The following is a 21,730-nucleotide window of genomic DNA, read 5'->3' on the forward strand; positions in this document are numbered from 1 at the left end:
GCAGTCACCAGGAGAGAAGGCTGGAAGCGAAGTTGCGGAGGCCGTTGCCGACGGACTCCAGCACCCTGCCGGTGCCTTCGAGGACCGACGCGGCGACCTTGACCGCCGTCTTCGCCACCGCCTTGCCGGCCTCATAGACCGCTTCGCCGATCGAGCTGCCGGCGATGCCGCCCGCCACACCACCGACGAAGCCGCCCACGGCGGTGCCGATCGGCCCGAACACGGTACCGATCGCCGCGCCGAGCGTAGCGCCCTTGGTCGCACCGGCAATGGCCATAGTGGTGGTCACGGTAGTGTTGCCGATGGCGTCCATTGCTTCTTCGCCGGTCAGCTCGCCCTTGCCCAGCTTGAAGAGGATCTTGGCGTTCTGCAGGCCGACGCAGGCGATGTTGGTGATCAGCCCGGCCGGGGTGTTGCGCAGGGCCGCGCCGAGCCAGCCGTTCTTCACCGCCACCACCACCGCGCCGGACACCGCCACCTGGGCCGCAGTGTGGGCCGAGGTGCGCAGGGAGCTTTCGAAGAATTCCTTCAGGTCATCCTGGCCGCTGGGGTTTTCCCGTCCGTTGAGACTGTTCCAGGCGCGCCGGGCGAGGATACGCACGCCCTGCAGGCCCACCGAAATGCACGCGCCGACCAATGCCTGCTTGCCAATCTGCTTGGCGATGTCGATGCGGTTGGTGTCCTTCCACTCGTACTGGCGCGCCTCGGCCTCGGCCTGGGCTTTCTCCTGCAGGGTCTTGGCTTCTTCCTTGGACAGCGGCCGGGATTTCACCCCGTCGACCTCGATCACCTCGGTGCTGTCGGCGACATCGGCGCCATGGCCTTCCGGGACCAGGCGTTGCTGGCCCTCGTAGTCGCCGTTTTCGAACTGGCGGTTGGTGGCGTTGGCGTCCGAGCCGTACTTGGACTGGTACTTGCCGACCACCTTGCCATTGCCGTCGACGATCTCGATGTCCACCGAGTTGAGGTCGCGGGAGTTGACCATGCGTGCCCGGTACGGGCTGCCCTTGGTGGTGGCATCGATGTTGAAGGTGTCGACGTGGTGCTGTTCGGCGATGAAGCCATCCAGGTTGGGATTGAGGCTGATGGCGCCGCCCTGGGTGGTGACGATCTTGCGCGCGTTCTCGGTGGCTTCTGCCAGCGCATGATCGATGCGCCCGGCGTACTGGCCGACGTGCACGGTGCCGGACACCCCGGCGTTGCGCTCGATCTCCGCGGCCAGCCAGGAGGCCTTGCTGCGGCCCATGTCCTGGTGGCGTTGCAGCGAGTCGCGGGCGTCGTTGAACGCGGTGGTCGAGCGCATCACCTCGCGGCTGGTGTGCAGCAGGTCTTCTTCGTTCTTCCACAGGTCGGGGTACTTGCGGAATTCGTCGCTCAGCCACTGCTCCAGCGGCTTCTCGCCGCGGGCGTTGGCGGAGGCGACGAAGGAGGCGATGACCTCGGTGGTCTTGGCGGCGTTCGCTTCATTGTCGAACAGCGCGCCCTCGATGCGCCCGGCCTGGGCCTCGGCGACCTGGTCGAGGTCGAGGCTGTTGTCCTTGTCGTAGTCGTTGCCCAGGGGCTTTTCCATGTCGGAAGTCATTGGCGTGGTCCTGCGTCGTTCAGGTAGTCGGTGAGTTCGTCCCGCAGTTGCTGCTGCAACCAGGCGGGTTCGAGGATGCGTACGTGGGGAAGCCAGTAGCGGATGATCGGCAGCAACTGGTTCGGGTGGTTGACCTGGCAGCGCAGGCGCAACTCGCCGTCGGCCTGCTGCTCGATCAGTTGCTGGTGCGGCAGCACGTTGCGCCGCAGGAAGTAGTAAGCGTTGCTGGCCGCCACCTGCACGGTGACCGTGAGCTGGTCCTGGCCGAACCAGATGTCGTCGTCGCCGTCGATCTGGCGGCGGGTATCCGGGTCTGGCTCGAAGGTGTCGTCCAGGACCCGCAGGTCTTCGATACGGCCAAGGGAGAAGCTCTTCAGCTGGCCGTCTTCGGTGGCGGCGAGGTACCAGATGCCTTTGTTGTGCACCAGGCGGTAGGGTTCGACCTGCCGTGGCTTGCCGGTGTAGACCAGCCGGCAGCGGCGCTGGCGCTCGATGGCCAGGCTCAGGGCGCGGAAATCCTGGGTGTCCGGGCGCTGCTGGGCGAAATGGCCATCGCGGACCAGGAAGCTGGCCTGGCCGGGCTTGAGCAACTCCAGCCAGGAGCGCCGGTCGCTGGTGGGGAACAACTGCTCGACGCCGCTGACGCGGGCGAAGGTCTGCAGGTCGGCCGGGGACAGATGGCTGCGGTACTGGCTGGCCAGTTGGTAGACGCCATCGGCAGCGGGTTCGACCACGTCGCCGAGACGGTTGAGGTCACGGTAGATGGTGCGCTCGCTGACCCCGAAGCGTTCGGCCAGTTGCAGGCGGGTAGGGCGCTCGCCACCTTGCAGCAGGCGCAGGATGTCGGCGAGGCGCAGGGCCAGGGTGTCGTGGTCGGTGGCCGCCATGGCGGGTCCTTGTCGATGGGCTTGGCGGCGACTCTAGCGAGGGCCACTGACAGGTGGTGTCAGTGGCGCTGACAGCGGTTCGAGCTTCCCTGCCGGAAAAATGGCGACAATAACCCGGATGGTGGCGCGTGGCCACTTTCCGTGCTCGCTTCGGGGGCTATTCACGGCTTGTTACGCTTTCACGACAGCCTCTGCGACACCACGCCGCACCCTTACGGCGCCCTGCGCTGGCACCCCCATCCCCCGCATGACAAAATGCCGCCCCACAAAAAACCTAGAAATGAACAGCTTCACAGCGAAGCGTGCACCTTCCCGAAAGGATGGTTACATGAACGATCTGATGACCCGGCGCACGGTTATCGCCGGGCTCGGCCTGGCGGGGCTGGCGGCCCTGACCGGCTGCGACACGACGCCCAAGCTCGATTTCAAATACGGCAAGGACCTGAGCAACAAGATCCTCGGCCGCTCCTTCAAGCTCCAGGATGTCCATGGCGACACCTACGCGCTGTCGAGCTTCTACGGCTCGATGCCGATGGTGTTCTTCGGCTTCACCCAGTGCCCGGCCATCTGCCCGACCACCCTGGCGCGGGCGGTGCAGATCAAGAAGCTGATGGGCCGCGACGGCGACTTCCTGAAAGTGGTGTTCATCACCCTCGACCCCGAGCGCGACACCCCGCAGGTGCTGGAAGACTACGTGAAGGCCTTCGACCCGACCTTCACCGCGCTGTCCGGCACACCGGAGCAGATCGCCGCCACCGCCAAGGAGTTCGGCGTGTTCTACGAGAAGGTGCCGCTGGGTGACAGCTACACTGTCTCGCACTCGTCCACCAGTTTCGTCTTCGACTCCCGCGGCCGCCTGCACCTGGGCCTGTCCCACTCGCTCACGGCCAAAGAATGCGCCGAAGACCTGTTGACCCTCATGGAGATCTGCTGATGCCAATCCTGCGCAAATCCCTGGCCATCCTGGCCCTGTGCGGCGCGGCCCTGCCGGCCCTGGCGCAAACCACCGTAGGCGAGCCCTGGGTCCGTGCCACCGTGGCCAACCAGCAGGCCTCCGGTGCCTTCATGACCCTCACCGCCGACAGCGACAGCAAGCTGGTCGCCGTGCAATCGCCGGTGGCCAAGGACGTGCAGATCCACGAGATGAGCATGAACGGCGACGTGATGAAGATGGGCCCGGTGCAGAGCCTCGACCTGCCTGCCGGCAAGCCCGTGGTCCTCGATGCCAACGGCTACCACGTGATGCTGATGGGCCTGAACCAGCAGCTCAAGGAAGGCCAGCAGGTGCCGCTGACCCTGGTGATCGAAGACGCCCAGGGCAACAAGGAAAACCTCGAGATCCAGGCACCGGTGCGCTCGCTGACCAGCGGCGGGCATGAAATGCATCACGGCAAGGGCCATATGTAAGCCTTTTGCGGGGTACTTCCGGTGCCCCGCAGCTCCTTCCGTTTGCGCGCCAAACACCCCCTCGCGGGTATTTCCCGCCACCCGTCCGGCCACGCCGAATCCAGGCGAATCCTTCACTTCATACGCACTCCCAAGTCATGTACGGCACAACGTCGTGCATCCTTCGTTTTCTATGAGGTGAAAGATCATGGCTAACAATGAAAACCGCACTGGCTCCAAGCAAGGTGGCAACCCGGGCAACTTTGCCAACGATCGGGAAAAAGCCTCCGAAGCCGGTCGCAAGGGCGGGCAACATTCGGGTGGCATGAATCAGGACCGGCAGAAAACCCAGGACACCGGCCGCAAAGGCGGTCGCTCCTGATACGCAGTAACGCTGTAACCGGCGGGGCATGATCGATGCCCCGTCCGCCTGGCGCATCGCGGTCCGTCCTCGATGCGCCGTTTGCTTTTGTGGAGGTCATCGCCATGAACAAAGGCACAACCCTGATCCTGCTGGCTGGCCTGCTTGCCCTGGGCGGCTGCTTTGACAACTCCAACCATCCCGGCAAGGACAGCGACCCGAGCAAGCCGTCGCTGCAGATGCAGCAGCCCCAGTCCGAGAGCCCGGCCTCGCAACTGGCGCCGAGCAAGGACAGCGACAACTGATCGGTCCTGTCGGCACTCCGAGTAAACCTTCTGTGTTTCCCGTTGGTCACTAATACATGAGCCCGATCGACGGGTTACAGGAGGTGGCCAATGACCTTTTTCTGTCTGCTGCGTGGTTGCCAGTGGCGAGCGATGCCGCTGAGTGAGGGCTATGGCCTGGACTGCCAGTGCTGTGCCCGCTGTGGCGCCTTGCGCTATCACATTTCCTGACTCACATATCCTGAATCCGGGAGTTCGCCATGGCACGAGCCATCTGGAAAGGCGCCATCAGTTTCGGCCTGGTACACATTCCCGTGGCGCTGGCCTCGGCGGTGCGCAGCCAGCGCATCGATTTCGACTGGCTGGACCAGCGCAGCATGGACCCGGTGGGCTACAAGCGGATCAATAAGGTCACCGGCAAGGACGTCACCAAGGAAGACATCGTCAAGGGCGTGGAGTACGAGAAGGGCCGCTACGTGGTGATAAGCGAGGAAGAGATCCGCAAGGCGCGGCCCGAGGCGACCCAGACCATCGATATCTTCTCCTTCGTCGCCGCCGACGAGATTCCCCTCCAGCACTTCGATACCCCCTACTACCTGGCGCCGGATAAGCGCGGTGGCAAGGTCTATGCCTTGCTCCGCGAGACCCTGGAAAGCACCGGCAAGGTGGCCCTGGCCACGGTGGTGCTGCACACCCAGCAGCACCTGGCCCTGTTGCGCCCGCTGGAGGATGCGCTGGTGCTGATCACCTTGCGCTGGCCGGACGAGGTGCGCGGTATCGACAGCCTGGAGCTGGACAGCAGCGTGACCCAGGCCAAGGTCGCCAAGGGCGAACTGGAGATGGCCAGGCGACTGGTGGACGACATGAGCGGCAAGTGGACGCCGGACAAGTACCAGAACGTGTTTCGCCAGACCATCATGGACCTGGTGGAAGAGAAGGCCAGCAAGGGCAAGATCAGCGTGGTGGAGCAGGGCGAGGAATCCTCTGGCAAGGGCGCTGACATCATCGACCTGACCGAGCTGCTCAAGCGCAGCCTGGGTGGCAAGGCTGCCAAGTCTGCCACCAAGAAGGAGGCAGCGCCGGCCAAGAAAAAGGCTCCGGCCAGGAAGACACCGCGCAAGGCGTCCTGATCGCCCGGCCCTTAACCGGCCACCTGCGTCAGCGACTTCAGATAGTCCCCAAACCCTCCCCGCGCCCGCGGATCCAGGCGCGGGCTAGTGGACACGCTGTTGCGCGCCGTCCACACGATATTCGCGCCGCACGCCTGCAGGTCCTCGATCAAGCGCACGTCCTCGTTCAACGCCAGCGGCTGGAAGCCGCCGACCCGCTGGTACGCCCGCGCGCACACCCCGAGGTTGGCGCCATGGATATGCCGATGCCCCTCGCGCATCTGGTAGCCACCCAGGTAGCGCGCCTGCAAGGCCTCGTCCTGCTCCGGCAACCACTGTTCCACATGCACCGTGCCGCACACCGCGTCGGCAGCGAAGCCCAGCTGGCAGAGCAGCCAGTCCGCGGGCACGCTGCTGTCGGCGTCGGTGCAGGCGAGCCACCGGGCGCCACGCTCCAGCATCAGGGCGGCCCCGGCGCGACGGGCCTGGCCGACGTTGCGCACATCCACTTCAAGGGTCTGCACGCCGAATCCCCTGGCAATCCCGGCACTGCCGTCGCTGCAGCGATCCAGCACCACGAGGATCTCCACCCGGTACCCGGCCGCCTCGGCGGCGCTGGCGGCCAGGCCCATGGCGGTCAGGCAGCGCGGCAGGGTCTCGGCTTCGTCATGCGCGGGAATGATCACGGCAATCATGGGCAGGTCTCGTCCAGGTCGATCACGCTGGGCTGGCAACTCCAGTACTCCAGCAGGAAGTCGGCTTCCTCGTGGCGCAGCATGCGGTACAGCGGCAGGTGCTGTTGCAACAGGGCATGCACCTGGCGCCCGTCTTGCGGACAGCCGTCGATGGGGTGCAGCCAGTGGCAGGCGAGCAGGCCGCCGTTGTCGGTCAGGCTGGCCACCGCTTGTTCGATCACCTGCAGCCAGGCCTCGGGGTCGAGGTAGTAACCGATCTCGCCAAGAACGATCAGGTCGAAACTTCCGCCCGGCCAGTCACCCGGCAGGCGTCCCTGCTCGACCCGGACCCCGGGCAGATGGGCCAGCCGTTGCCGGGCCAGGTTCACCGCCGTGGCGTCGAGGTCATGGCAGACCAGCTCGTTGCAGCGCTCGGCCAGGGCCGCGCTCAGCTCGCCGTTGGCGCATGCCGGCTCGAACACCCGCTCATGAAACTGCCGCGGCAGGCTGGCCATGATCAGGTCGCGCTTGCGCTTCTCGTACCAGCGCGTGCGAAAGGCCCAAGGGTCGTCGCTGACGGCGAACAGGTTGGCGAAATACTTCGCGTCGACACTCATCGGAACACCAGTTCGAAAGGTTGCAGAAGACATTCCAGGGTCTGCGACGGCAGTACCGGCGGCCGCTCGCCGTCCGGCTCCATCTGGCTGGCATGGGCGGCGATGGCCTGCTGCTTGCGTTGCAGGGCGTCGGCGTCCAGGCGCACCTTGTGCGCCCGCGGCCAGGGCAGGCGGGCGTCCTCGGGGTCGGCCCAGTACCAGGCCCATACCGGCACTTCCAGCAGGGTGATGCCCTTGGCGTGCGCGGCCTGGGCACAGGCCCGGCCGACCGCCTCGTGATCGCCATGGCCGTCGCCGCGCCAGGTGCAGAGCAACTGGTCGCCGGGCTGCAACAGCTGGCTCAGGTGATTGACCAGGAAGGCTTCGTCCCGTGCCACGGCAGTGTCCTTGAGCGACAGGCGCTGCCAGTCCAGTGCCTGCACATCGAGGCCGAGACGGTGCAAGGCATGGCGGCTTTCCAGCGGCCGCTGTCGGCGCAGGCGGTGCTCGGTCCAGTGCTGCGAACCGGGATGGCTGGCCTCGCCATCGGTGACCGAGATCAGCAACAGCTCGTGCTCGCGTCCGCGGAAGCTGGCAAGCAGGCCGCCGCAGGCGAGGATCTCGTCATCCGGGTGCGGGGCCACCACCACCAGGCGTTGGCCCGGCGGACACAGCTGCTCGGGTTCGATCCAGGTCGCACGGGCCAGATGGGCTGAGTGCTGCCATTGTTCGGGCCGGGTCGCCGGTCCTTTGAACAGGTCGTCGCTCATAGCTGCCAGGCTCCCGCCGGCACACGGGCCAGCTGTTGGCCCAGGGCGGCCAGGTCGCGTTCGGCATGGCTCTGGCGCAGGTACACCGGCAGGTCCGCGGCAAGGCGGGCGAAATGGCTGTTGTGGCAATAGGGCGTGGCCCCAAGGGCACGGCCGACATGTTCGATCACCTGGTTGACCGCCTGCTCTACCTGCGCCCGGGTACGCCGCACCAGCAGCTCGGCGTCGCCGCCGGGGTTGGTATCGATCCACGCGGCGCACTCGCGTAAGGTCGCGCGGGCGCCGCACAGTGCCGCGTCCACGGCGCCCAGATGGGCATCGGCATGGGGATCGGGACGCGGCTTGCGGCAGTGCTCGCGCAGGTAGTCCGCCAGTGCCTCGGCGGCGCCATACCAGCAGGCAGCGATGCCGCCGCCGCCATGCCAGAAGCCTGGGCGCGCCAGGTATTGTCCCGGTGCGCCAATGGCCCGGGCCGGCGAGCGGTCGAACTCGATCACCACGCTGGTGGTGGCGGCCATGCCCACCGCCTGCCAGTCCTCGGCAAGGATGCGCTGGCTCGGATGGGACAGTTCGATCGCCACCAGTTGCGGCTGCTCGTCCCGGTCCCAGGCGGTGACCAGGGCGTTGTCGATCTGCAGTGCACCGGAGCACCAGGCCTTGCGTCCTTCGAGGATCACCTGGTCGCCGTCGCGCTCGACGATCCGCGTGCGCGCGTCGGGTGGCTCGGCGGCCCACACGCCCCAGATGCCCTGGCCGACACGATGGCTGGCGCCGCACTCGGAGAGGATCGCCAGGGCGTCGGTGTGCCCCTCGTAGAGCTTGGCCAGGCTCAGGTCGCAGCCGGCCACCCGGGCCAGGGTCTGCCAGCGTTGCAGGGTATGGCCCTGGCCCGGCAGGGGCAGCAGGTCGAGGTGGTCCTGTTGCAGCGACTGCAGGATCGACGGCAACTGCGTGTCCAGGTGCAGTGCCTGTGGACGCTGGGTGAAGCTGCGCAGCAGGGTATCCAGGCTGCCCAGGTCGAAATCCTGGATGATGCTCATGAAGGCGACTCCTCGGGTCTTGTAGCGGCCGGTGCGTTTTTGCGCAGGCCGCGCAAATTCATCAGGAACAGGCAGACCTGCAGCACGATCAGCGCCCAGGCCTGGGTATGCCAGCCCCAGATGCCCCATAGCAGGTTGCTGGTGATGAAGCAGATGAAGCCGATGCAGCGCCGGTGCGCGCGCTGCGAACCTATCCACCAGGCCGCCAGCAGCGTGGCCAGCATCGCCGGCCATTGCAGCAGGTCGATCCCGTCCATCACGCCTTGCCCAATCGCTTGCGCATGCTTGCGCTGATCGACTGGCGGGTGCTGGCGTAGTCCTGCCAGGGGTCATTGCCCTCGGCCAGGCGCTCGTCGATGTTGGCCAGGGTCCACTGGTTGGCGCCCTTGAGTTCGGCCAGTTCCTGCGGCCGGATCGGCACCGACACCGGCAGCCCCTCGCGGGCCCGCAGCGACCAGGCACACACGGTGGTGGCGCCCTTGCCGTTGCGCAGGTAGTCGATGAAGATCCGCCCGACCCGGTTCTTCGGTCCGGACACCGCCGACAGCCGCTCGGGGAACAATCCAGCCAGATGCTTGACGATGGCGTGGCTGAAGTCCTTGACCTCGTCCCAGCCGGCCTTGCGCTGCAACGGCACCACCACATGGATGCCCTTGCCGCCGCTGGTCTTCAGGAAGTAGCGCAGGCCGATTTCGTCGAGCAGGGTCATGGTCAGCTGGGTGGCCTCGACCATCGCCTTCCACGGCAGCGCCGGGTCCGGGTCGAGGTCGAGGACGAAGCGGTCGGGGCGTTCGAACTGTTTGTCGGTGGCGTTCCAGGTATGCAGCTCCAGGGTGTTCATCTGCACGGCGGCGAGCAGCGTGTCTTCGCGGTTGATCACCATCGCCGCCTGGCCGGCCTGCTCCTTGTCGTAGGTCTTCACGTTCGGCAGGTCGAGGTGTGCGGCGTTTTTCTGGAAGAACAGCTCGCCAGCGAGACCGTCGGGCGCACGCACCAGGGCCACCGGGCGGTCCTTGAGGTGAGGCAGGATGAGCTGGCCGACCCTGGCGTAGTACTCGGCAATGTCCAGCTTGGTGGTGCCGCTGCCGGCGTCGATGACTCGCTCGGGATGGGTCAGGTGCATGCCGGTTTTCTTCATGGACAGGGGGCGCTCCAGGTTGATGGCGCTGGCGGGCTTGTCGTTGCGCAGACCGTGGAACACCGCATGGCGGACGCTGCCGTCGCGGGTCATCTGGGCGAAGCTGACTTCCGCCAGCAGGCGCGGTTCGAGCCAGTGCACGCCGCGGGCTTCGACGCCGGTGGGCGGTTTGTCCAGGGCCGGGCGGGATATTTCCAGGGGCTTGAGCTGCTTGAGCAGGGTGTCGAGGGTATCGGTGCTGAACCCGGTTCCAACCTTGCCCGCGTAGCGCAACTGTTCTCCGTCATGCAGGCCCAGCAGCAGGGCGCCGAAGGCGCTGCGGCTGCCCTTGGGGTCGGTGTAGCCGACGATCACGAATTCCTGGCGCTTCTTGCACTTGAGCTTGATCCAGTCGCTGCTGCGCCGTTGCACGTAGACGCTGTCCTGGCGCTTGCCGATCAGGCCTTCGAGGTCGAGGCGGCAGGCGCTGTCCAGCAGCGACTGCACCGGTTCGGCGAAGGTGGCGGAGTAGCGCAGCGCCGGTGGCGGATTGGCGAGGATCTGCTCCAGGGCGGCCCGGCGGTCCTGCAAGGGCCGCTGGCGCAGGTCATGGCCGTCGAGCCAGGGCAGGTCGAACAGGTAGTAGACGATCTTCTCGTCGTGCTCGGTATCGAAGGCGTTCTGCAAGGCCTGGAAGTCGGCGACACCGTTTTCGTCGGCCACCACCATCTCGCCGTCGAGCCACGCGGATTTCAGCTTGAGCTTCTTCAACGCGGCGACCTGGCGCGGCATCTTCGCCGTCCAGTCGTGGCCATTGCGGGTGAACAGGCGCACCTCACCGTCTTCGATGCGGGCGAGGATGCGGTAGCCATCGAACTTGATCTCGTACTGCCAGTCGCCTTCCGGTGGCGTGTCGACCAGGGTCGCCAGTTGTGGCTTGAGGCTCGCTGGCAAGTCGGCTTTTGGCGCCTTCCTGCTGGTCTTTTTCTTCGCTACCGCTGGTGACGAGGGCAGGCTGCGGTCGCTGAGCACGCTGTCCGGCTCGGCTTCGAGGATGTCGTAGTCGCTTTCGTCGCGAGCCTGGGCATCTGCCGACTTCACCAGCATCCATTGCTCTTTCTTGCCCGCCAGGCGGGTACGGAACAGGTTCCAGCGTCCGCCGAGCTTTTCCCCCTGGAGTTCGAAACGCAGATGGCCCTTGGCGTAGCCCTGGTCGGCATCGCCCTCGGGAATCCACACGCCGCGATCCCAGACGATCACGTCGCCCGAACCATAGTGTCCTTCGGGGATATGACCTTCGAAACCGGCGTAGTCCAGCGGGTGATCCTCGACGTGCACCGCAAGGCGTTTCACCTTCGGGTCCAGCGACGGCCCCTTGGGAATCGCCCAGCTTTTCAGGGTGCCATCCAGCTCCAGGCGGAAGTCGTAGTGCAGGTGGCTGGCGTCGTGTTTCTGGATGCAGAACTGCAGGGCATGGGCCTTGCCACGACTGCGCTTGCCACTGGGTTCGGGGGTGGCGGCGAAGTCGCGCTTGCGTTGGTATTCCTGCAGGGGCTTGGCCATGGCGGGTGCTCTGTCGTCGGCGTCTTATCAAGTGGGAGAGGACGTGGGGGACGGGAGTTCAATCGGCATGCGCGGTGTGCCGCGACCGCGTGGCAGAAAGACTGAATCATTGCGCGCAGGGCGAAGTCGACTCAGGAAGAGCTCACCTGAAAGAGAGGCTGCCATGATCGACAAGACCGACAAGCCGGGCGCCAATGCGCCCTATGTTCCCCAGGAAATCGACGATATCCAGGACCGCATGGGCGAGGTCCATGAGCTGGATTTCAGCGAACGCCACGACGAGCGCCAGGGCCGCGCCGGCGATGCCCGGCCGGAGCAGGAAGTGAACCGCGAGTTTCCTCCGGAGCGGGTCGAGCGCGGCGGCATGAGCGGCGGCGAGGCGCTTACGGAAAGCCTCCACGAGGACAACGTCACCTATGACGACCTCAGCCCCGACACCCTGTTCGACCAGAGCGGCGCCCGCGATCCGTCCGAGGAGGGCGGCAACGGCCCAGTGGACCAGCAACTGCGCCGCGTCGACGAGGACGAGATCGGTGGCGGCATAGGCCTCGACGAAGCCGAACTGGCCCGCTCCGCACCGCTGGATGGCAAGCCCTGGACCGACCGTGTCTCGCCGCCGGAAGGCGACGAGGAACCTTGAACGAGAAAGGAGAAGATCATGACCGACCATTGCGCCTGTCCCGGCTGCACCTGTGAAGTCGACGCCAACGCGCTGACCAATAACGGTGAAGCCTACTGCTGCGAAGCCTGCGCCAGCGGCCACGAGAACGGCGAGCCGTGCCGCATGAGCGATTGCCATTGCGGCGATGACAAGGGCAAGCAGCCCGATGAATCCAACGTGGATAACGCCCTGGAAGAGACGTTCCCGGCGAGCGATCCGATTTCGCCGTGAAATACCGGGTTTACCCAGGCGTGCCTGCCAAAGGCATGCCTTTTCTTTCTGAAAGGAAATAACCCCTATCACGAAGCGTTCTTGGTACCTGGCTGTTTTGTCAGGTGAGCCTGCCGTGCTGCCACACTATGGTCTGGGAGAACCTGCCGCTCGGTTGCGCGGGTGTGCCCTCAAGCCAGGTGGTCACCATGAATGCCAGTACCGTTTTAAGCGCGTGCACGGCCACTTTGCTGCTGGCGGGCGGCGGCTTCGCCGGGGCGGTGAACCAGACCTTCACCCGTCCTGTCGAAGCGCAGGTGCTGCAACTGCCGGACAGCGTCGCGCAGGTCACTTTCACCCTGACCGGAGCGGGGGGTGGTGGCGGAGTGGGCGGCTCGGGTGTCGTCGTTGCACTTTACGGGGATACCGATGCGGGTGGCGGTGGCGGAGGAAGCGGAGCCACGCTGATCTGTACGCTCTCGGTAATCCCGGGTTCCGCGCTGCTGGTGACGGTGGGCGCGGCTGGCACCGCTGGCACCTCCGGGGCGGGGCATGCGGGAGGTGCCAGTGGCATTCGTATTCGGGAGCCGGGCGGCACCCTCTCGGCGTTTCGTTTCTTTGCCACGGGCGGCGAGGGTGGCGGCACAAGCATTGCCCATGTGTTCAGCCGCGATCCTGGCCGCGGCGGCAGTGGTGGCCGCGGCTCCAGCACGCCGGATTGTGCGCTCGCCGAGGGCTATACAGGCAGCAACGGCACGCTTGGCAATGCGGTGCAGACGGCTGGCAAAGGCGCTGCCAGCAGCCTGGATGAAGCGGTACGCCTGATCGATCTGCTGCGCGGTTTCAAGAAACCGGGCAGCGATCTGGCGCCCGCCCGTGCCGCTGATGCCGCACGCGCGCGCCGCTGCGTCGAGGCCGGAGCGGATGGCCGTGGTGGTTTCGGCGGTGTCGCTGCATTGGGCGTTGCACGCCCCGGGGGCAGCGGCTGCGTATCCATCGACTATTGACCGCTCAGTGGCTCAACGCCGCGATCAGCTCGGCCTTGTGCATGGTCGAGCGCCCGGCGATGTTCTGCTTGCGTGCCTTGTCCAGCAGTTCGGCCTTGGTCAGCGCTTCCATGGGCTGGTCCGGGCGCGGCTCGCCGTGCCGGGTCTTGGCGGCCCGCCGTGCCGAAGACTGTCGCGACTTGTGCTTGGCGCTTTCACTTTTCTCGCGCCCGAAACCACCAGCCTTCTCCCCGCCACCGGACTGCTTGTTGACCGTGGCCCAGGCGCGGGCCTCGGCCTCGCTCTCGGGAACGCCCTTGGCCTCGTAGCTTTCCTCGATGTGTCCGGCCTTGCGTTTCTGTTCGGCGGTGTACTTGGCTTTGCTTCCCCGTGGCATGGGTCGATCCTCCTGCGGTGATTTCGATGGCGTTGTTACGGCATCCGCCAGGTGCCGCCTGACTTCTCGCAATCGATGCGTGCCTGGCCCTGGTTGCGGGTGTCGTAGTAGTAGGTCACGACCTGCGCATCGTCTGGAATCGCCGGGCGAGCGCCGTCCGGGTCATTGCTGGTGGCGCGCGGATTGGCCAGGCTTTCCTGGGTCAGCGGCGCGCTGCACTGGCCGATCTCCTTGTCCGGGCAACGGGCTACCCGGCGTTTTTCGGTGTTCAGCATTTCCTTGTTCTCATTGCTGCACGACCAGCTTATGGCCTCGGCGGGCATGCCCTTGAGCGTGTAGCAGGTCTCCACGTCCACCGCTGGCACCGATGGGCTGGAGGAGCGCGTGGTGACCTGACAGGCATCGGCCAGGGCATTGGCGCTGGCAAGGCTGGCGAGTATCAACAGCAGGGCTGGGGTTCGCATGGTCGTCTCCCGTGGCAGGGTCATAACGCAATCGCCGGGGCCTTCCCCGGCTCGGTCTGCAGGTGTGCATCCAGCTTGAGGCGGTGCAACAGGTCACGGGCGTCGAAGGGCGCGCGGACCTTCAGGTCGTTGTCGAAGTAGCAGTAGATCGCTTTCTCGCCCCGGGTCGCCCCATTCCGCGAAGCCGCGAGATGCGCGTCGCCGGGCTGCTGGCCGCGGCTCCAGGTGCGGATGCGGCGGGCCCAATGCTGCAAGGCCGCGTCGGTGTAGCCACTGGAATACAGCTCGGCGTCGCCGTGCAGGCGCAGGTAGACGAAGTCGGCGGTGAGGTCTTCCAGGCAGGGCCATTTGCCGGCGGTGTCGGCGACCACCAGGGCCACCTGGTGCTTGCGCAGCAGGTCGATGAAGGCCGGATCCTTGAAGCTGTCGTTGCGAATCTCCACGGCGTGTCGCATTACGCCTCTGCCCAGGGGCTCGAAGGCGCCGTCGTGCTTCAGGCGCGCGGCGCAGTGTCGCGCGCACTGACTGGCTGCGTGGCGGTCATGGGGCAGTTTTTCGAGGAAGTCGGCGAAGCGCTGCGGGTCGAACTTCAGGCTCGGTGGAAACTGCCAGAGGATCGGCCCCAGCTTGTCACCGAGCTGCAGCGGTCCGGAGGCGAAGAAGTTGGCCAGCGGCTCGTCGATGTCCTTCAGGCGTCGGACATGGGTGATATAGCGCGGCGCCTTGACCGCGAAGACGAAGTCGTCCGGCGTATCGTCGCGCCATTCGGCATAGCGTTGCGGGGTTTGCAGGGCATAGAACGAGCCATTGATCTCGATACTGTTCACCGCCCGCGAGGCGAATGCCAGCTCCCGTTTCTGCGTCAGGCCTTCGGGGTAGAACACCTTGCGCCAGGGGGCGTAGCGCCAGCCGGAAATGCCGATGCGGATCTCGCTCACGGTGCGGTCCTGAGTCGTGGCTCCTGATGAGTGCGACCGGACCGCTGCAACACGGGTTCAGGGCGATGGACGAATGGCGCTCAGGTATGAAAGTCGATGGGATGGACCTGCTTGCGGATGCTGTCGCCATTTTCGATTTCGGCCACGCGCAACTCGTACTGGTTGTGAAGGTTGAGCCAGAAAAGTGCACTGGTGCCCAGGGCTGTCGCCAGGCGTATCGCCAGCTCGGCGCTGATCCCGTGGCGCTCGTCGATGAGCGCGTGGATGTTCGAGGGGGGAACGTGGAGTGCGCGGGCCAGTTCGCCTGGCGTGACGGCCAGTGGCTCCAGGTACTCCTTGTTCAGCACCTCTCCCGGATGGACCGGGCGCATACCGTTGTTGTGCATGTTAGTCACCTCGACAGTTGCGAAAGCTGCAAGACATCCTGGATGCAAGTCTGCGGCCAGTTTCGACGAGTTGAACTTTGCCCGCCCCGGCACCTCCACCGAATGTCGGGCCAGGCACCCTCGGCCCGTATCGTGTCACTGGCATCTGGAAGGAAATCGCCACCATGAAGTTTTCGCGCTTCGCCCAGAAGCTGGCCAACTGGACCGGTCGCCCCATGACCTTCGCCATCGCCTTCGGGCTGGTGCTGGCCTGGGGCATCAGCGGGCCGCTGTTCCACTTCAGCGACACCTGGCAACTGGTGATCAATACCTCGACCACCATCGTCACCTTCCTCATGGTGTTCCTGATCCAGAACACCCAGAACCGCGACACCGACGAGCTGCACATCAAGGTCGACGAGCTGCTGCGGGCCACGCGGCGTGCGCACAATGCCTTGCTGGGCCTCGATGACCTGGACGAAAAGCAGCTGCATGAACTGCGCAAGCGCTACCAGCACCTGGGCGAACTCGCCGACGACAAGGGCGCGGACAACACCCCACGACACGACCGCAACGCCTGACTCACGGAAAGACGCCGGCGTGCATGACGCCACCGGCAACCGACCTGACCGCACGAGGTGACCATGGCCAGTCATATCATTCATTTCACCGGACCGATCAACGCATCCACCTGCGGCAACCTCATCAGCACCTGCTCCAAGGCCTTGCAACAGGGCGCCGAGCGCCTGCAGGTCAATCTCGCGACCATGGGCGGGGAGTGCAGCTACGGCTTCAGCCTGTACAACTTCCTGCGCTCGCTGCCGGTGCCGGTGGATACCCACAACCTCGGCACGGTGGAGTCGATGGGCAACATCATCTTCCTCGCCGGCGAGCATCGTACGGCCTGTGCCCTGAGCAAGTTCCTGTTCCATCCGTTCCACTGGACCCTGCATGGTTCGGTGGACCATGCACGGATGGCCGAGTATGCGATGAGCCTGGACTACGACCTGCAGCTGTATGCGCAGATCGTTGCCGAGCGTACCCAGGGGGCTGAGGAGGTGCTGGATATTCCACGCTACCTGATGGCCTATCCACGCATCGTGACGCCGGAGGAGGCGATCCGTTGCGGGTTGATCCAGGCGGTGGACGATGCCCGGATCGAGCCGGAGGTGGTGCAATGGAGCGTGCATGCCTGAGGGCATGGCGATTGGCCCCTGAGGTTTGCATCATCCTGGGGCCGGTTGCTGCATCAAGGTGCAACCGCACGACCCATCCATAGTCCAACCCGCCACCCGCCATGGCAGCCCCGACGCCAATGAAGATATGATGTTTCAAATTATTACGCGTGCGATGGGGGAAAAATGCCGCTCAAGGATCTGTTGCTGGCGCTGGTGGTGATCGTTGCCTGGGGCCTGAACTTCGTGGTGATCAAGGTCGGTCTCGACGGCCTGCCGCCGATGCTGCTGGGGGCCCTGCGCTTCATCCTGGTGGCGATCCCGGCGGTGTTCTTCATCCGCCGTCCGCAATTGCCTTGGCGCTGGCTGATCGCCTACGGTTCGACCATCTCCCTCGGCCAGTTCGCCTTTCTCTTCGAGGCCATGCACAACGGCATGCCGCCGGGCCTGGCGTCGCTAGTGCTGCAGTCGCAGGCATTCTTCACCATGATCTTCGCCGCGGTGTTCCTCGGTGAACGCCTGCGCGCGGCCAGCGTCCTCGGCCTGCTGGTGGCGGCCGGCGGGCTGGCACTGATCGGCAGCGAGAACGACAGCCACGTACCGCTGTTCGCCTTGCTCCTGACCCTGTGCGGTGGGGCCTGCTGGGCCATGGGCAACATCATCACCCGGCGCTTCGGCAAGATCGACCTGGTCGCCCTGGTGATCTGGGGCGCGCTGATTCCGCCGCTGCCGTTCCTGGCGCTGTCCTGGTACCTGGAGGGGCCGGAGTTGATCGAGTCGTCGCTGCGCAACATCGGCCTGAACTCGATCCTGTCGCTGATCTACCTGGCGGCGATCGCCACCATGCTCGGCTACGGCCTGTGGAGTCGCCTGCTGTCGCGCTACCCGGCAGGCAAGGTGGCACCGTTTTCGCTTCTGGTTCCGGTGGTGGGCCTGACCTCGTCGGCCTGGCTGCTGGATGAGCGCCTGAGCGCGATCCAGTGCTGGGGCGGCTTGCTCGTGATGGTCGGGTTGCTGATCAATGTCTTCGGTCCGCGCTTGCGCGACGCATTGCGACCCGCGCAGGCCTGAGCAACGTGCCATTGGTCGGGGATCGCGCCGATGACCGGTCGGTCTGCAAATGTCCGGCTAGTCTCTGAAACATCGAGATCGCTATTTTCAGGTCCTCCGCTGGAGGATCGGTAGCGGTCGCTTTCAGAGGGGAGCAGGAACATGAAGGATCAATTTCTCGAAGACCTCGGCGATGAGTTCCCGATCAATTCCGTGGTGCGTTGCGGCCAGTCCGCCTTCCGCCTCGGTTTCATCCACATGACCCTGGACGATGCCCAGGGCACCTTCAAGGCCCGCATGCCGGCCCGCGCCGAAAGCCGCCGCTTCCTGCCAGCCGCCCTGCCGAAACGCTGAAACCGATGCCCTTCGGGGCATTCGCGGGTGCTTGCCCAAAGCGTCGACGGGTACGCGATTTGCGCCAATTGATGCCGTTTTGCTTGACCTCGCTCATTGCGCCGCCCGGCGGCGCTGGAGAGGAACGGCATTCTGTGCCTTACTACGCCCCGCCAACGCGCAAATTCCAGTGGAGGACAGCAATGCGTATCAGGGAAGAAAAGTACTGGGAATGGGCGGATGCCATGCTGCACAGCCGCAGCCATGATGAAGTCCTCAGCGACGGTACCAGCATCGATGTCCAGGTCAGGCTCTCGCGTACCGGCGCGACCCAACTGTTCCTCGGTGTCTATGCCCGCCAGGGCAAGGCGCTGCTGGAGGAGTACTATCCGACCCGGCCCAGCGAAAGCATGAGCCGGGCGCTGGTCTGGGGTGTCGATCGGGCCAGGGCGCTGGTCGCCGGGCTGCAGCCGGAGGAGCCGATGGCGCTGCGGGCGTAGCCGGATCGCGGACGACAAGGCCGGTGGGGCAATGAATGCCCCACCGGCTTTTTCTTTGCCTGTCGATCAGTGTCCGTGACGGGCGCGGCTGGCCTGGACGATACGCTGGGCCGGCACCCGCAACTGGGTCAGCAGGTACTCGGCGAAGTCCGCCGCGTAGGCCTGGCGGGCGATGGCCTGGGCCATGCAGTCGAGCCAGATACGTGCATGCGCTTCGTTCATCGGCCATTGCGCATGGAACGACGGGATGCCGATCGGACCGTAGCGTTCGGCGAACAGCGCCGGTCCGCCGAGCCAGCCACTGAGGAAGCAGGTCAGCTTGTCCCGCGACAGGGCCAGGTCGGCGGCGTGCATGCGCCGCACCGGTTCGGCGGCGGGGTCCTGGTCCATGATGCTGTAGAAGTCGTCCACCAGGCGGCGCAGGCCATCGAGGCCGCCGGCGGCTTGATAGGACGCATCGGCGGTGCCGTAGGCGGGCTGGTTCATGGCGAAAGGGCTCCGGGGAAAAAGCCGTATCTTAGCCGCAAGGCGTCGGCAGGGCTTGATGCCGGACATGAAAAAGCCCGGCCATAGGGCCGGGCTGAAGGAAAGTCGGATTCAGCAGAGACGGTCGATGACCTGGATGCCCCGGCCTTCACGCAGCGTTGGCCACTCCTGTTCGAGGGTCGCCAGCACGCGGCCGATGTACTGGGTGTCGGCGGCAGCCTTCTTGCCGACGTAGCCCTGGCCACGGCGGTACATCTTCAGGCGGGCACGCATGTTCGGCTTGCGCTGTTCGAACTCGCTTTCCGCAGTGCAGGCACCCATGCCTTCGATATGCACTTCACCTGCGTTGCAGATCCACAGAATGTGGCTGTCGAGGCTGTCCTTGCGTGCGGCGAACAGCTTGGCCAGTTCCTGGATGGTCGGTTTTTCGTTCAGGTTCATCATCAAAGCCCCCATGACGCTTCAGTATTGATTTCTCTTCCGGCGCTACGACGTGTAGCGCACTACCAAGGCTGCTACAGCAGCATCGCAACAGGGGCTTTCTTCACTCTGCCTTTTGGACAGTCCCACTCCACGGACAACCCGAAAACCACTCGAGCCGTCTGGAACACCCTTGCCAGCGCTCCCGATCAGGGAGACGGCCTCATCATGCAAGAGGGCGACGAATGGCGTCAACAGGTTTTGTAGTGATTTTTTCTTATCACTACAAAATTCTTTTCCTACAAGCTTTCCGCGTTATTCAGTGACTTACGGGTCACTCGGATGACCCTGTGGTCGACGCGCAGGCGCCCGCCGCGTCGGCTGGCGAGGCAGGGAATCGGGAGAGGGGGCAGCGGCCTCGCCGGAAGCGGGCCGCCGGGGCAATCAGAAGTTGGCGGGGGTGTTGGCGCTGATGATCTCGGCCTCGTCCTGGCCGATGTTCTTGAAGCTGTGGGGCAGGGTGGTGGGGAAGTAGTAGCCGTCGCCCGAGTTGAGGATGCTCACCTGGCCATCGACACGCAACTCGATGGTGCCACGGGTGACCAGGCCGCATTCCTCGCCTTCGGCGTGGACGATCGGCTCTTCGCCGGAGTCGGCACCGGGGGCGTAGAGTTCGCGCAGCATGCGCATCTGCCGGCCTTCGACGCTGGCGCCGACCAGCAGCATGCGCATGCCGCTGCGGCCCAGGTCGGGCTGTTCGGCGGCGCGGAAGACGAAGCGTTCTTCCCGGGGCGGTTCGTCGAAGCTGAAGAACTCCGCCAGGGACATGGGAATGCCTTCCAGCAGCTTTTTCAGGGAGCTGACCGAGGGGCTGACGCGATTCTGTTCGATCTGCGAGATCGTCGAGTTGGTCAGGCCGCTGCGCCGGGCCAGTTCCCGTTGGGAGAGCTTGTTGCGTTCACGCACCAGTCTGAGTCGTGTCCCCGTGTCCATAGCCGCCTTGGTGTGTCAGAAATAATGGGCGACGCATTAAAACACACTCGCACGGGGCTGTCCGGACTCGCTGAGTACCAGCGCCTACACGGCGGCAGGCCTCGATGTCGACCAAAGGCCTATCAGCAACAACAGACCTCCCGCCACCAGGTATGGCAAGCGTGCATCCAGGCTGTAGATCAAGGTGCCTGCCAGCGGCCCGATCACCACGCCAAGGCCCTGCGCCGCGCCGATGGAGCCGGCGGTAGCGCCTTGTTCCGAGGCGTCCACGGCATTCGCCGCCAGCGCCGTGAAGGCCGGGAAGATCCAGCCCATGCCGCCGGCGCAGACGAAGAAACCCAGGGCCAGCAGCGTCGCGCTGTTGGCGAAGGCGCTGATCAGGAAGCCCAGCGCGCCGACGCTGGCACCGACGCGGATCATCCGCAGCGGCGGCCAGTTCAGCTTGCGCACCAGCAACTGGGAGAAGATCAGTGCCACGCCGACCATGGTCAGCGCCACGCCGGCGGCCTGTGCGGCGGCGCCGGGTCCCAGGCCCAGGCGGTCTAGGGCGAAGAAGCCCACGGTGATCTGCGCCAGGGACACGCAGAGCATGGCGACGAAGGCCACCACCAGCGGCCGGCGCAGGCGCGGGTCGTTCAGGTGCACAGGGCGCGGCGGCTGGGCCAGGTGCAGTTCCTGGCGTTGCAGCTTGCTGCGCAGCACCAGCACCGCCAGCAGCGGCAGGATCGCCAGGGCATACATCGGCAGGCTCAGGCTGAAGCGCGCCAGCAACGCGGCCAGGGCCGGGCCGAGGACCAGGCCGACGGCGTTGGCCGCGCCCAGCGAAGCCATGGCCTTGGCCCTCTGCCGGGGCTCGACGTTGTCGGCGATCAGGGCGTTGCTGCCCACTGGCAGGGCGGCGTAGAAGGCACCGATGGCGCCGCGACCGAGCATCATCCCGGCGAAGGCGATGGAGGCCGGTGGCAGCCAGCGCAGGGCGCCGTCGATGAACAGGCACAGGGCCCAGTAGGCGACGGTAAAACCGCTGGCGCCGAGCAGGAGGATGCGGCGCCGGCCATAGCGATCGCTGGCGCGGCCCCAGGGGCGGGCGAGGAGCATCCAGATCACCCCGGATACGGTCATCGCCGCGCCGGCTTGCCAGGGCGCAAGCTGCAGGACATGGGCGATGGGGCCGATCAGCGAGACGAAGGCCATCATGGCAATGGTGCAGGCCATATGGGCGAAGAGCAGGGGGCGCAGGTCGAAGGCGGGGGCTACCTGGGCGTTGGTCATAGAGGATCCGAGGCTGGTTTTTGTGGTGTTGACCGGGCCCTTGTGGGAGCGGGTTCACCCCCGATCACGTGGGTGAATTCACCAACGTCAAAGCGGGTGGAACCCCGGCCC

At 65.5% G+C, this 21,730-nt stretch carries 30 protein-coding genes; 14 read left to right on the forward strand and 16 right to left on the reverse strand.

The window, feature by feature from the left end; all coding sequences use genetic code 11:
* Window positions 1–4 precede the first annotated feature (4 nt).
* Together V0R59_RS01715 and V0R59_RS01720 are read right to left on the reverse strand one after the other, a co-directional pair.
* Window positions 5–1,582, reverse strand: coding sequence for a hypothetical protein (locus tag V0R59_RS01715; protein ID WP_330075388.1), 1,578 nt, complete (start codon window positions 1,580–1,582; stop codon window positions 5–7).
* The gene (locus tag V0R59_RS01720; protein WP_330075389.1) at window positions 1,579–2,469 is read right to left on the reverse strand and encodes a helix-turn-helix transcriptional regulator; all 891 of its coding nucleotides are present in this window, start codon (window positions 2,467–2,469) and stop codon (window positions 1,579–1,581) included. Before V0R59_RS01720 ends, V0R59_RS01715 begins: the two co-directional genes overlap by 4 nt.
* Window positions 2,470–2,797: 328 nt before the next feature.
* Here V0R59_RS01720 and V0R59_RS01725 point away from each other — a divergent pair, with 328 nt between their 5' ends.
* The 6 genes from V0R59_RS01725 (at window position 2,798) to ku (ending at window position 5,630) form a co-directional block, all read left to right on the forward strand.
* The gene (locus V0R59_RS01725) at window positions 2,798–3,403 is read left to right on the forward strand and encodes an SCO family protein (protein ID WP_330075390.1); all 606 of its coding nucleotides are present in this window, start codon (window positions 2,798–2,800) and stop codon (window positions 3,401–3,403) included.
* A complete protein-coding gene (locus tag V0R59_RS01730) occupies window positions 3,397–3,876 on the forward strand; it encodes a copper chaperone PCu(A)C (protein ID WP_330075445.1) in 480 nt (159 codons plus the stop codon). Before V0R59_RS01725 ends, V0R59_RS01730 begins: the two co-directional genes overlap by 7 nt.
* Window positions 3,877–4,063: 187 nt before the next feature.
* Window positions 4,064–4,237: a con-10 family general stress protein gene (locus tag V0R59_RS01735; RefSeq protein WP_330075391.1), complete on the forward strand. Its 174-nt coding sequence runs from the start codon at window positions 4,064–4,066 to the stop codon at window positions 4,235–4,237.
* Window positions 4,238–4,341: 104 nt separating this feature from the next.
* Window positions 4,342–4,521, forward strand: a complete 180-nt coding sequence (locus V0R59_RS01740) for a hypothetical protein (RefSeq protein WP_330075392.1) — start codon at window positions 4,342–4,344, stop codon at window positions 4,519–4,521.
* 90 nt (window positions 4,522–4,611) lie between these two features.
* Complete coding sequence (locus V0R59_RS01745; RefSeq protein ID WP_330075393.1) at window positions 4,612–4,731, forward strand: PSPA7_2676 family Cys-rich small protein; 120 nt, start codon at window positions 4,612–4,614, stop codon at window positions 4,729–4,731.
* 29 nt (window positions 4,732–4,760) lie between these two features.
* Window positions 4,761–5,630, forward strand: a complete 870-nt coding sequence (gene ku / locus V0R59_RS01750; protein ID WP_330075394.1) for a non-homologous end joining protein Ku — start codon at window positions 4,761–4,763, stop codon at window positions 5,628–5,630.
* 11 nt (window positions 5,631–5,641) lie between these two features.
* Here the strand turns inward: ku and V0R59_RS01755 are convergent, their stop codons facing one another.
* From V0R59_RS01755 to ligD, 6 genes are read right to left on the reverse strand one after another with little or no spacing between them, the layout of a single operon-like run.
* Window positions 5,642–6,304 (reverse strand): glycosyltransferase, encoded by a 663-nt coding sequence (locus V0R59_RS01755; RefSeq protein ID WP_330075395.1) that lies wholly within the window; start codon window positions 6,302–6,304, stop codon window positions 5,642–5,644.
* Window positions 6,301–6,900 (reverse strand): class I SAM-dependent methyltransferase, encoded by a 600-nt coding sequence (locus V0R59_RS01760; RefSeq protein ID WP_330075396.1) that lies wholly within the window; start codon window positions 6,898–6,900, stop codon window positions 6,301–6,303. Before V0R59_RS01760 ends, V0R59_RS01755 begins: the two co-directional genes overlap by 4 nt.
* On the reverse strand, window positions 6,897–7,649 hold the full coding sequence (locus V0R59_RS01765; RefSeq protein WP_330075397.1) for a PIG-L deacetylase family protein: 753 nt from the start codon (window positions 7,647–7,649) through the stop codon (window positions 6,897–6,899). Before V0R59_RS01765 ends, V0R59_RS01760 begins: the two co-directional genes overlap by 4 nt.
* Window positions 7,646–8,689: an acyl-CoA dehydrogenase family protein gene (locus tag V0R59_RS01770; protein ID WP_330075398.1), complete on the reverse strand. Its 1,044-nt coding sequence runs from the start codon at window positions 8,687–8,689 to the stop codon at window positions 7,646–7,648. The genes V0R59_RS01765 and V0R59_RS01770 overlap by 4 nt, the downstream gene beginning before the upstream one ends.
* Complete coding sequence (locus V0R59_RS01775) at window positions 8,686–8,946, reverse strand: hypothetical protein (RefSeq protein ID WP_330075399.1); 261 nt, start codon at window positions 8,944–8,946, stop codon at window positions 8,686–8,688. The genes V0R59_RS01770 and V0R59_RS01775 overlap by 4 nt, the downstream gene beginning before the upstream one ends.
* Window positions 8,946–11,369 carry a DNA ligase D gene (ligD, locus tag V0R59_RS01780; RefSeq protein WP_330075400.1) on the reverse strand — a complete coding sequence of 808 codons (2,424 nt, stop codon included), beginning with the start codon at window positions 11,367–11,369 and terminating at the stop codon, window positions 8,946–8,948. Before ligD ends, V0R59_RS01775 begins: the two co-directional genes overlap by 1 nt.
* A gap of 163 nt (window positions 11,370–11,532) precedes the next feature.
* Here ligD and V0R59_RS01785 point away from each other — a divergent pair, with 163 nt between their 5' ends.
* The 3 genes from V0R59_RS01785 (at window position 11,533) to V0R59_RS01795 (ending at window position 13,247) form a co-directional block, all read left to right on the forward strand.
* On the forward strand, window positions 11,533–12,009 hold the full coding sequence (locus V0R59_RS01785) for a phosphotransferase system, HPr-related protein (protein ID WP_330075401.1): 477 nt from the start codon (window positions 11,533–11,535) through the stop codon (window positions 12,007–12,009).
* An 18-nt stretch (window positions 12,010–12,027) separates the two neighbouring features.
* The gene (locus tag V0R59_RS01790) at window positions 12,028–12,261 is read left to right on the forward strand and encodes a metallothionein (protein WP_330075402.1); all 234 of its coding nucleotides are present in this window, start codon (window positions 12,028–12,030) and stop codon (window positions 12,259–12,261) included.
* 188 nt (window positions 12,262–12,449) lie between these two features.
* Window positions 12,450–13,247, forward strand: a complete 798-nt coding sequence (locus V0R59_RS01795; RefSeq protein WP_330075403.1) for a glycine-rich domain-containing protein — start codon at window positions 12,450–12,452, stop codon at window positions 13,245–13,247.
* A 4-nt stretch (window positions 13,248–13,251) separates the two neighbouring features.
* Here the strand turns inward: V0R59_RS01795 and V0R59_RS01800 are convergent, their stop codons facing one another.
* From V0R59_RS01800 to V0R59_RS01815, 4 genes are all read right to left on the reverse strand, one after another.
* On the reverse strand, window positions 13,252–13,623 hold the full coding sequence (locus V0R59_RS01800; protein ID WP_330075404.1) for a termination factor Rho: 372 nt from the start codon (window positions 13,621–13,623) through the stop codon (window positions 13,252–13,254).
* Between the two features lie 35 nt (window positions 13,624–13,658).
* Entirely contained in the window at window positions 13,659–14,087 is a 429-nt protein-coding gene (locus V0R59_RS01805) for a hypothetical protein (RefSeq protein ID WP_330075405.1), read from the reverse strand.
* Between the two features lie 20 nt (window positions 14,088–14,107).
* A complete protein-coding gene (locus tag V0R59_RS01810) occupies window positions 14,108–15,025 on the reverse strand; it encodes a DUF72 domain-containing protein (protein WP_330075406.1) in 918 nt (305 codons plus the stop codon).
* Window positions 15,026–15,105: 80 nt separating this feature from the next.
* Window positions 15,106–15,411, reverse strand: coding sequence for a HigA family addiction module antitoxin (locus tag V0R59_RS01815; RefSeq protein ID WP_330075407.1), 306 nt, complete (start codon window positions 15,409–15,411; stop codon window positions 15,106–15,108).
* Between the two features lie 164 nt (window positions 15,412–15,575).
* On the opposite strand from V0R59_RS01815, the gene V0R59_RS01820 reads away from it, so the two are divergent.
* The 5 genes from V0R59_RS01820 to V0R59_RS01840 all read left to right on the forward strand — a co-directional run bounded on the left by V0R59_RS01820 (window position 15,576) and on the right by V0R59_RS01840 (window position 18,448).
* Window positions 15,576–15,971, forward strand: coding sequence for a low affinity iron permease family protein (locus V0R59_RS01820; RefSeq protein ID WP_330075408.1), 396 nt, complete (start codon window positions 15,576–15,578; stop codon window positions 15,969–15,971).
* A gap of 63 nt (window positions 15,972–16,034) precedes the next feature.
* Window positions 16,035–16,586, forward strand: a complete 552-nt coding sequence (locus V0R59_RS01825; protein WP_330075409.1) for an ATP-dependent Clp protease proteolytic subunit — start codon at window positions 16,035–16,037, stop codon at window positions 16,584–16,586.
* 165 nt (window positions 16,587–16,751) lie between these two features.
* Entirely contained in the window at window positions 16,752–17,636 is an 885-nt protein-coding gene (locus tag V0R59_RS01830; protein ID WP_330075410.1) for an EamA family transporter, read from the forward strand.
* Window positions 17,637–17,777: 141 nt separating this feature from the next.
* Window positions 17,778–17,969, forward strand: coding sequence for a hypothetical protein (locus V0R59_RS01835; RefSeq protein ID WP_330075411.1), 192 nt, complete (start codon window positions 17,778–17,780; stop codon window positions 17,967–17,969).
* Between the two features lie 182 nt (window positions 17,970–18,151).
* Window positions 18,152–18,448 (forward strand): hypothetical protein, encoded by a 297-nt coding sequence (locus V0R59_RS01840; protein ID WP_330075412.1) that lies wholly within the window; start codon window positions 18,152–18,154, stop codon window positions 18,446–18,448.
* Between the two features lie 66 nt (window positions 18,449–18,514).
* Here the strand turns inward: V0R59_RS01840 and V0R59_RS01845 are convergent, their stop codons facing one another.
* From V0R59_RS01845 to V0R59_RS01860, 4 genes are all read right to left on the reverse strand, one after another.
* The gene (locus V0R59_RS01845; protein WP_330075413.1) at window positions 18,515–18,934 is read right to left on the reverse strand and encodes a group II truncated hemoglobin; all 420 of its coding nucleotides are present in this window, start codon (window positions 18,932–18,934) and stop codon (window positions 18,515–18,517) included.
* 111 nt (window positions 18,935–19,045) lie between these two features.
* Entirely contained in the window at window positions 19,046–19,378 is a 333-nt protein-coding gene (locus V0R59_RS01850; protein ID WP_330075414.1) for a hypothetical protein, read from the reverse strand.
* Between the two features lie 420 nt (window positions 19,379–19,798).
* Complete coding sequence (locus tag V0R59_RS01855) at window positions 19,799–20,347, reverse strand: cupin domain-containing protein (RefSeq protein ID WP_009408871.1); 549 nt, start codon at window positions 20,345–20,347, stop codon at window positions 19,799–19,801.
* An 84-nt stretch (window positions 20,348–20,431) separates the two neighbouring features.
* Window positions 20,432–21,619, reverse strand: a complete 1,188-nt coding sequence (locus tag V0R59_RS01860) for an MFS transporter (RefSeq protein WP_330075415.1) — start codon at window positions 21,617–21,619, stop codon at window positions 20,432–20,434.
* Window positions 21,620–21,730: the final 111 nt, after the last annotated feature.

This window comes from Pseudomonas ulcerans (assembly GCF_036324125.1).
Lineage (GTDB): Bacteria > Pseudomonadota > Gammaproteobacteria > Pseudomonadales > Pseudomonadaceae > Aquipseudomonas > Aquipseudomonas ulcerans.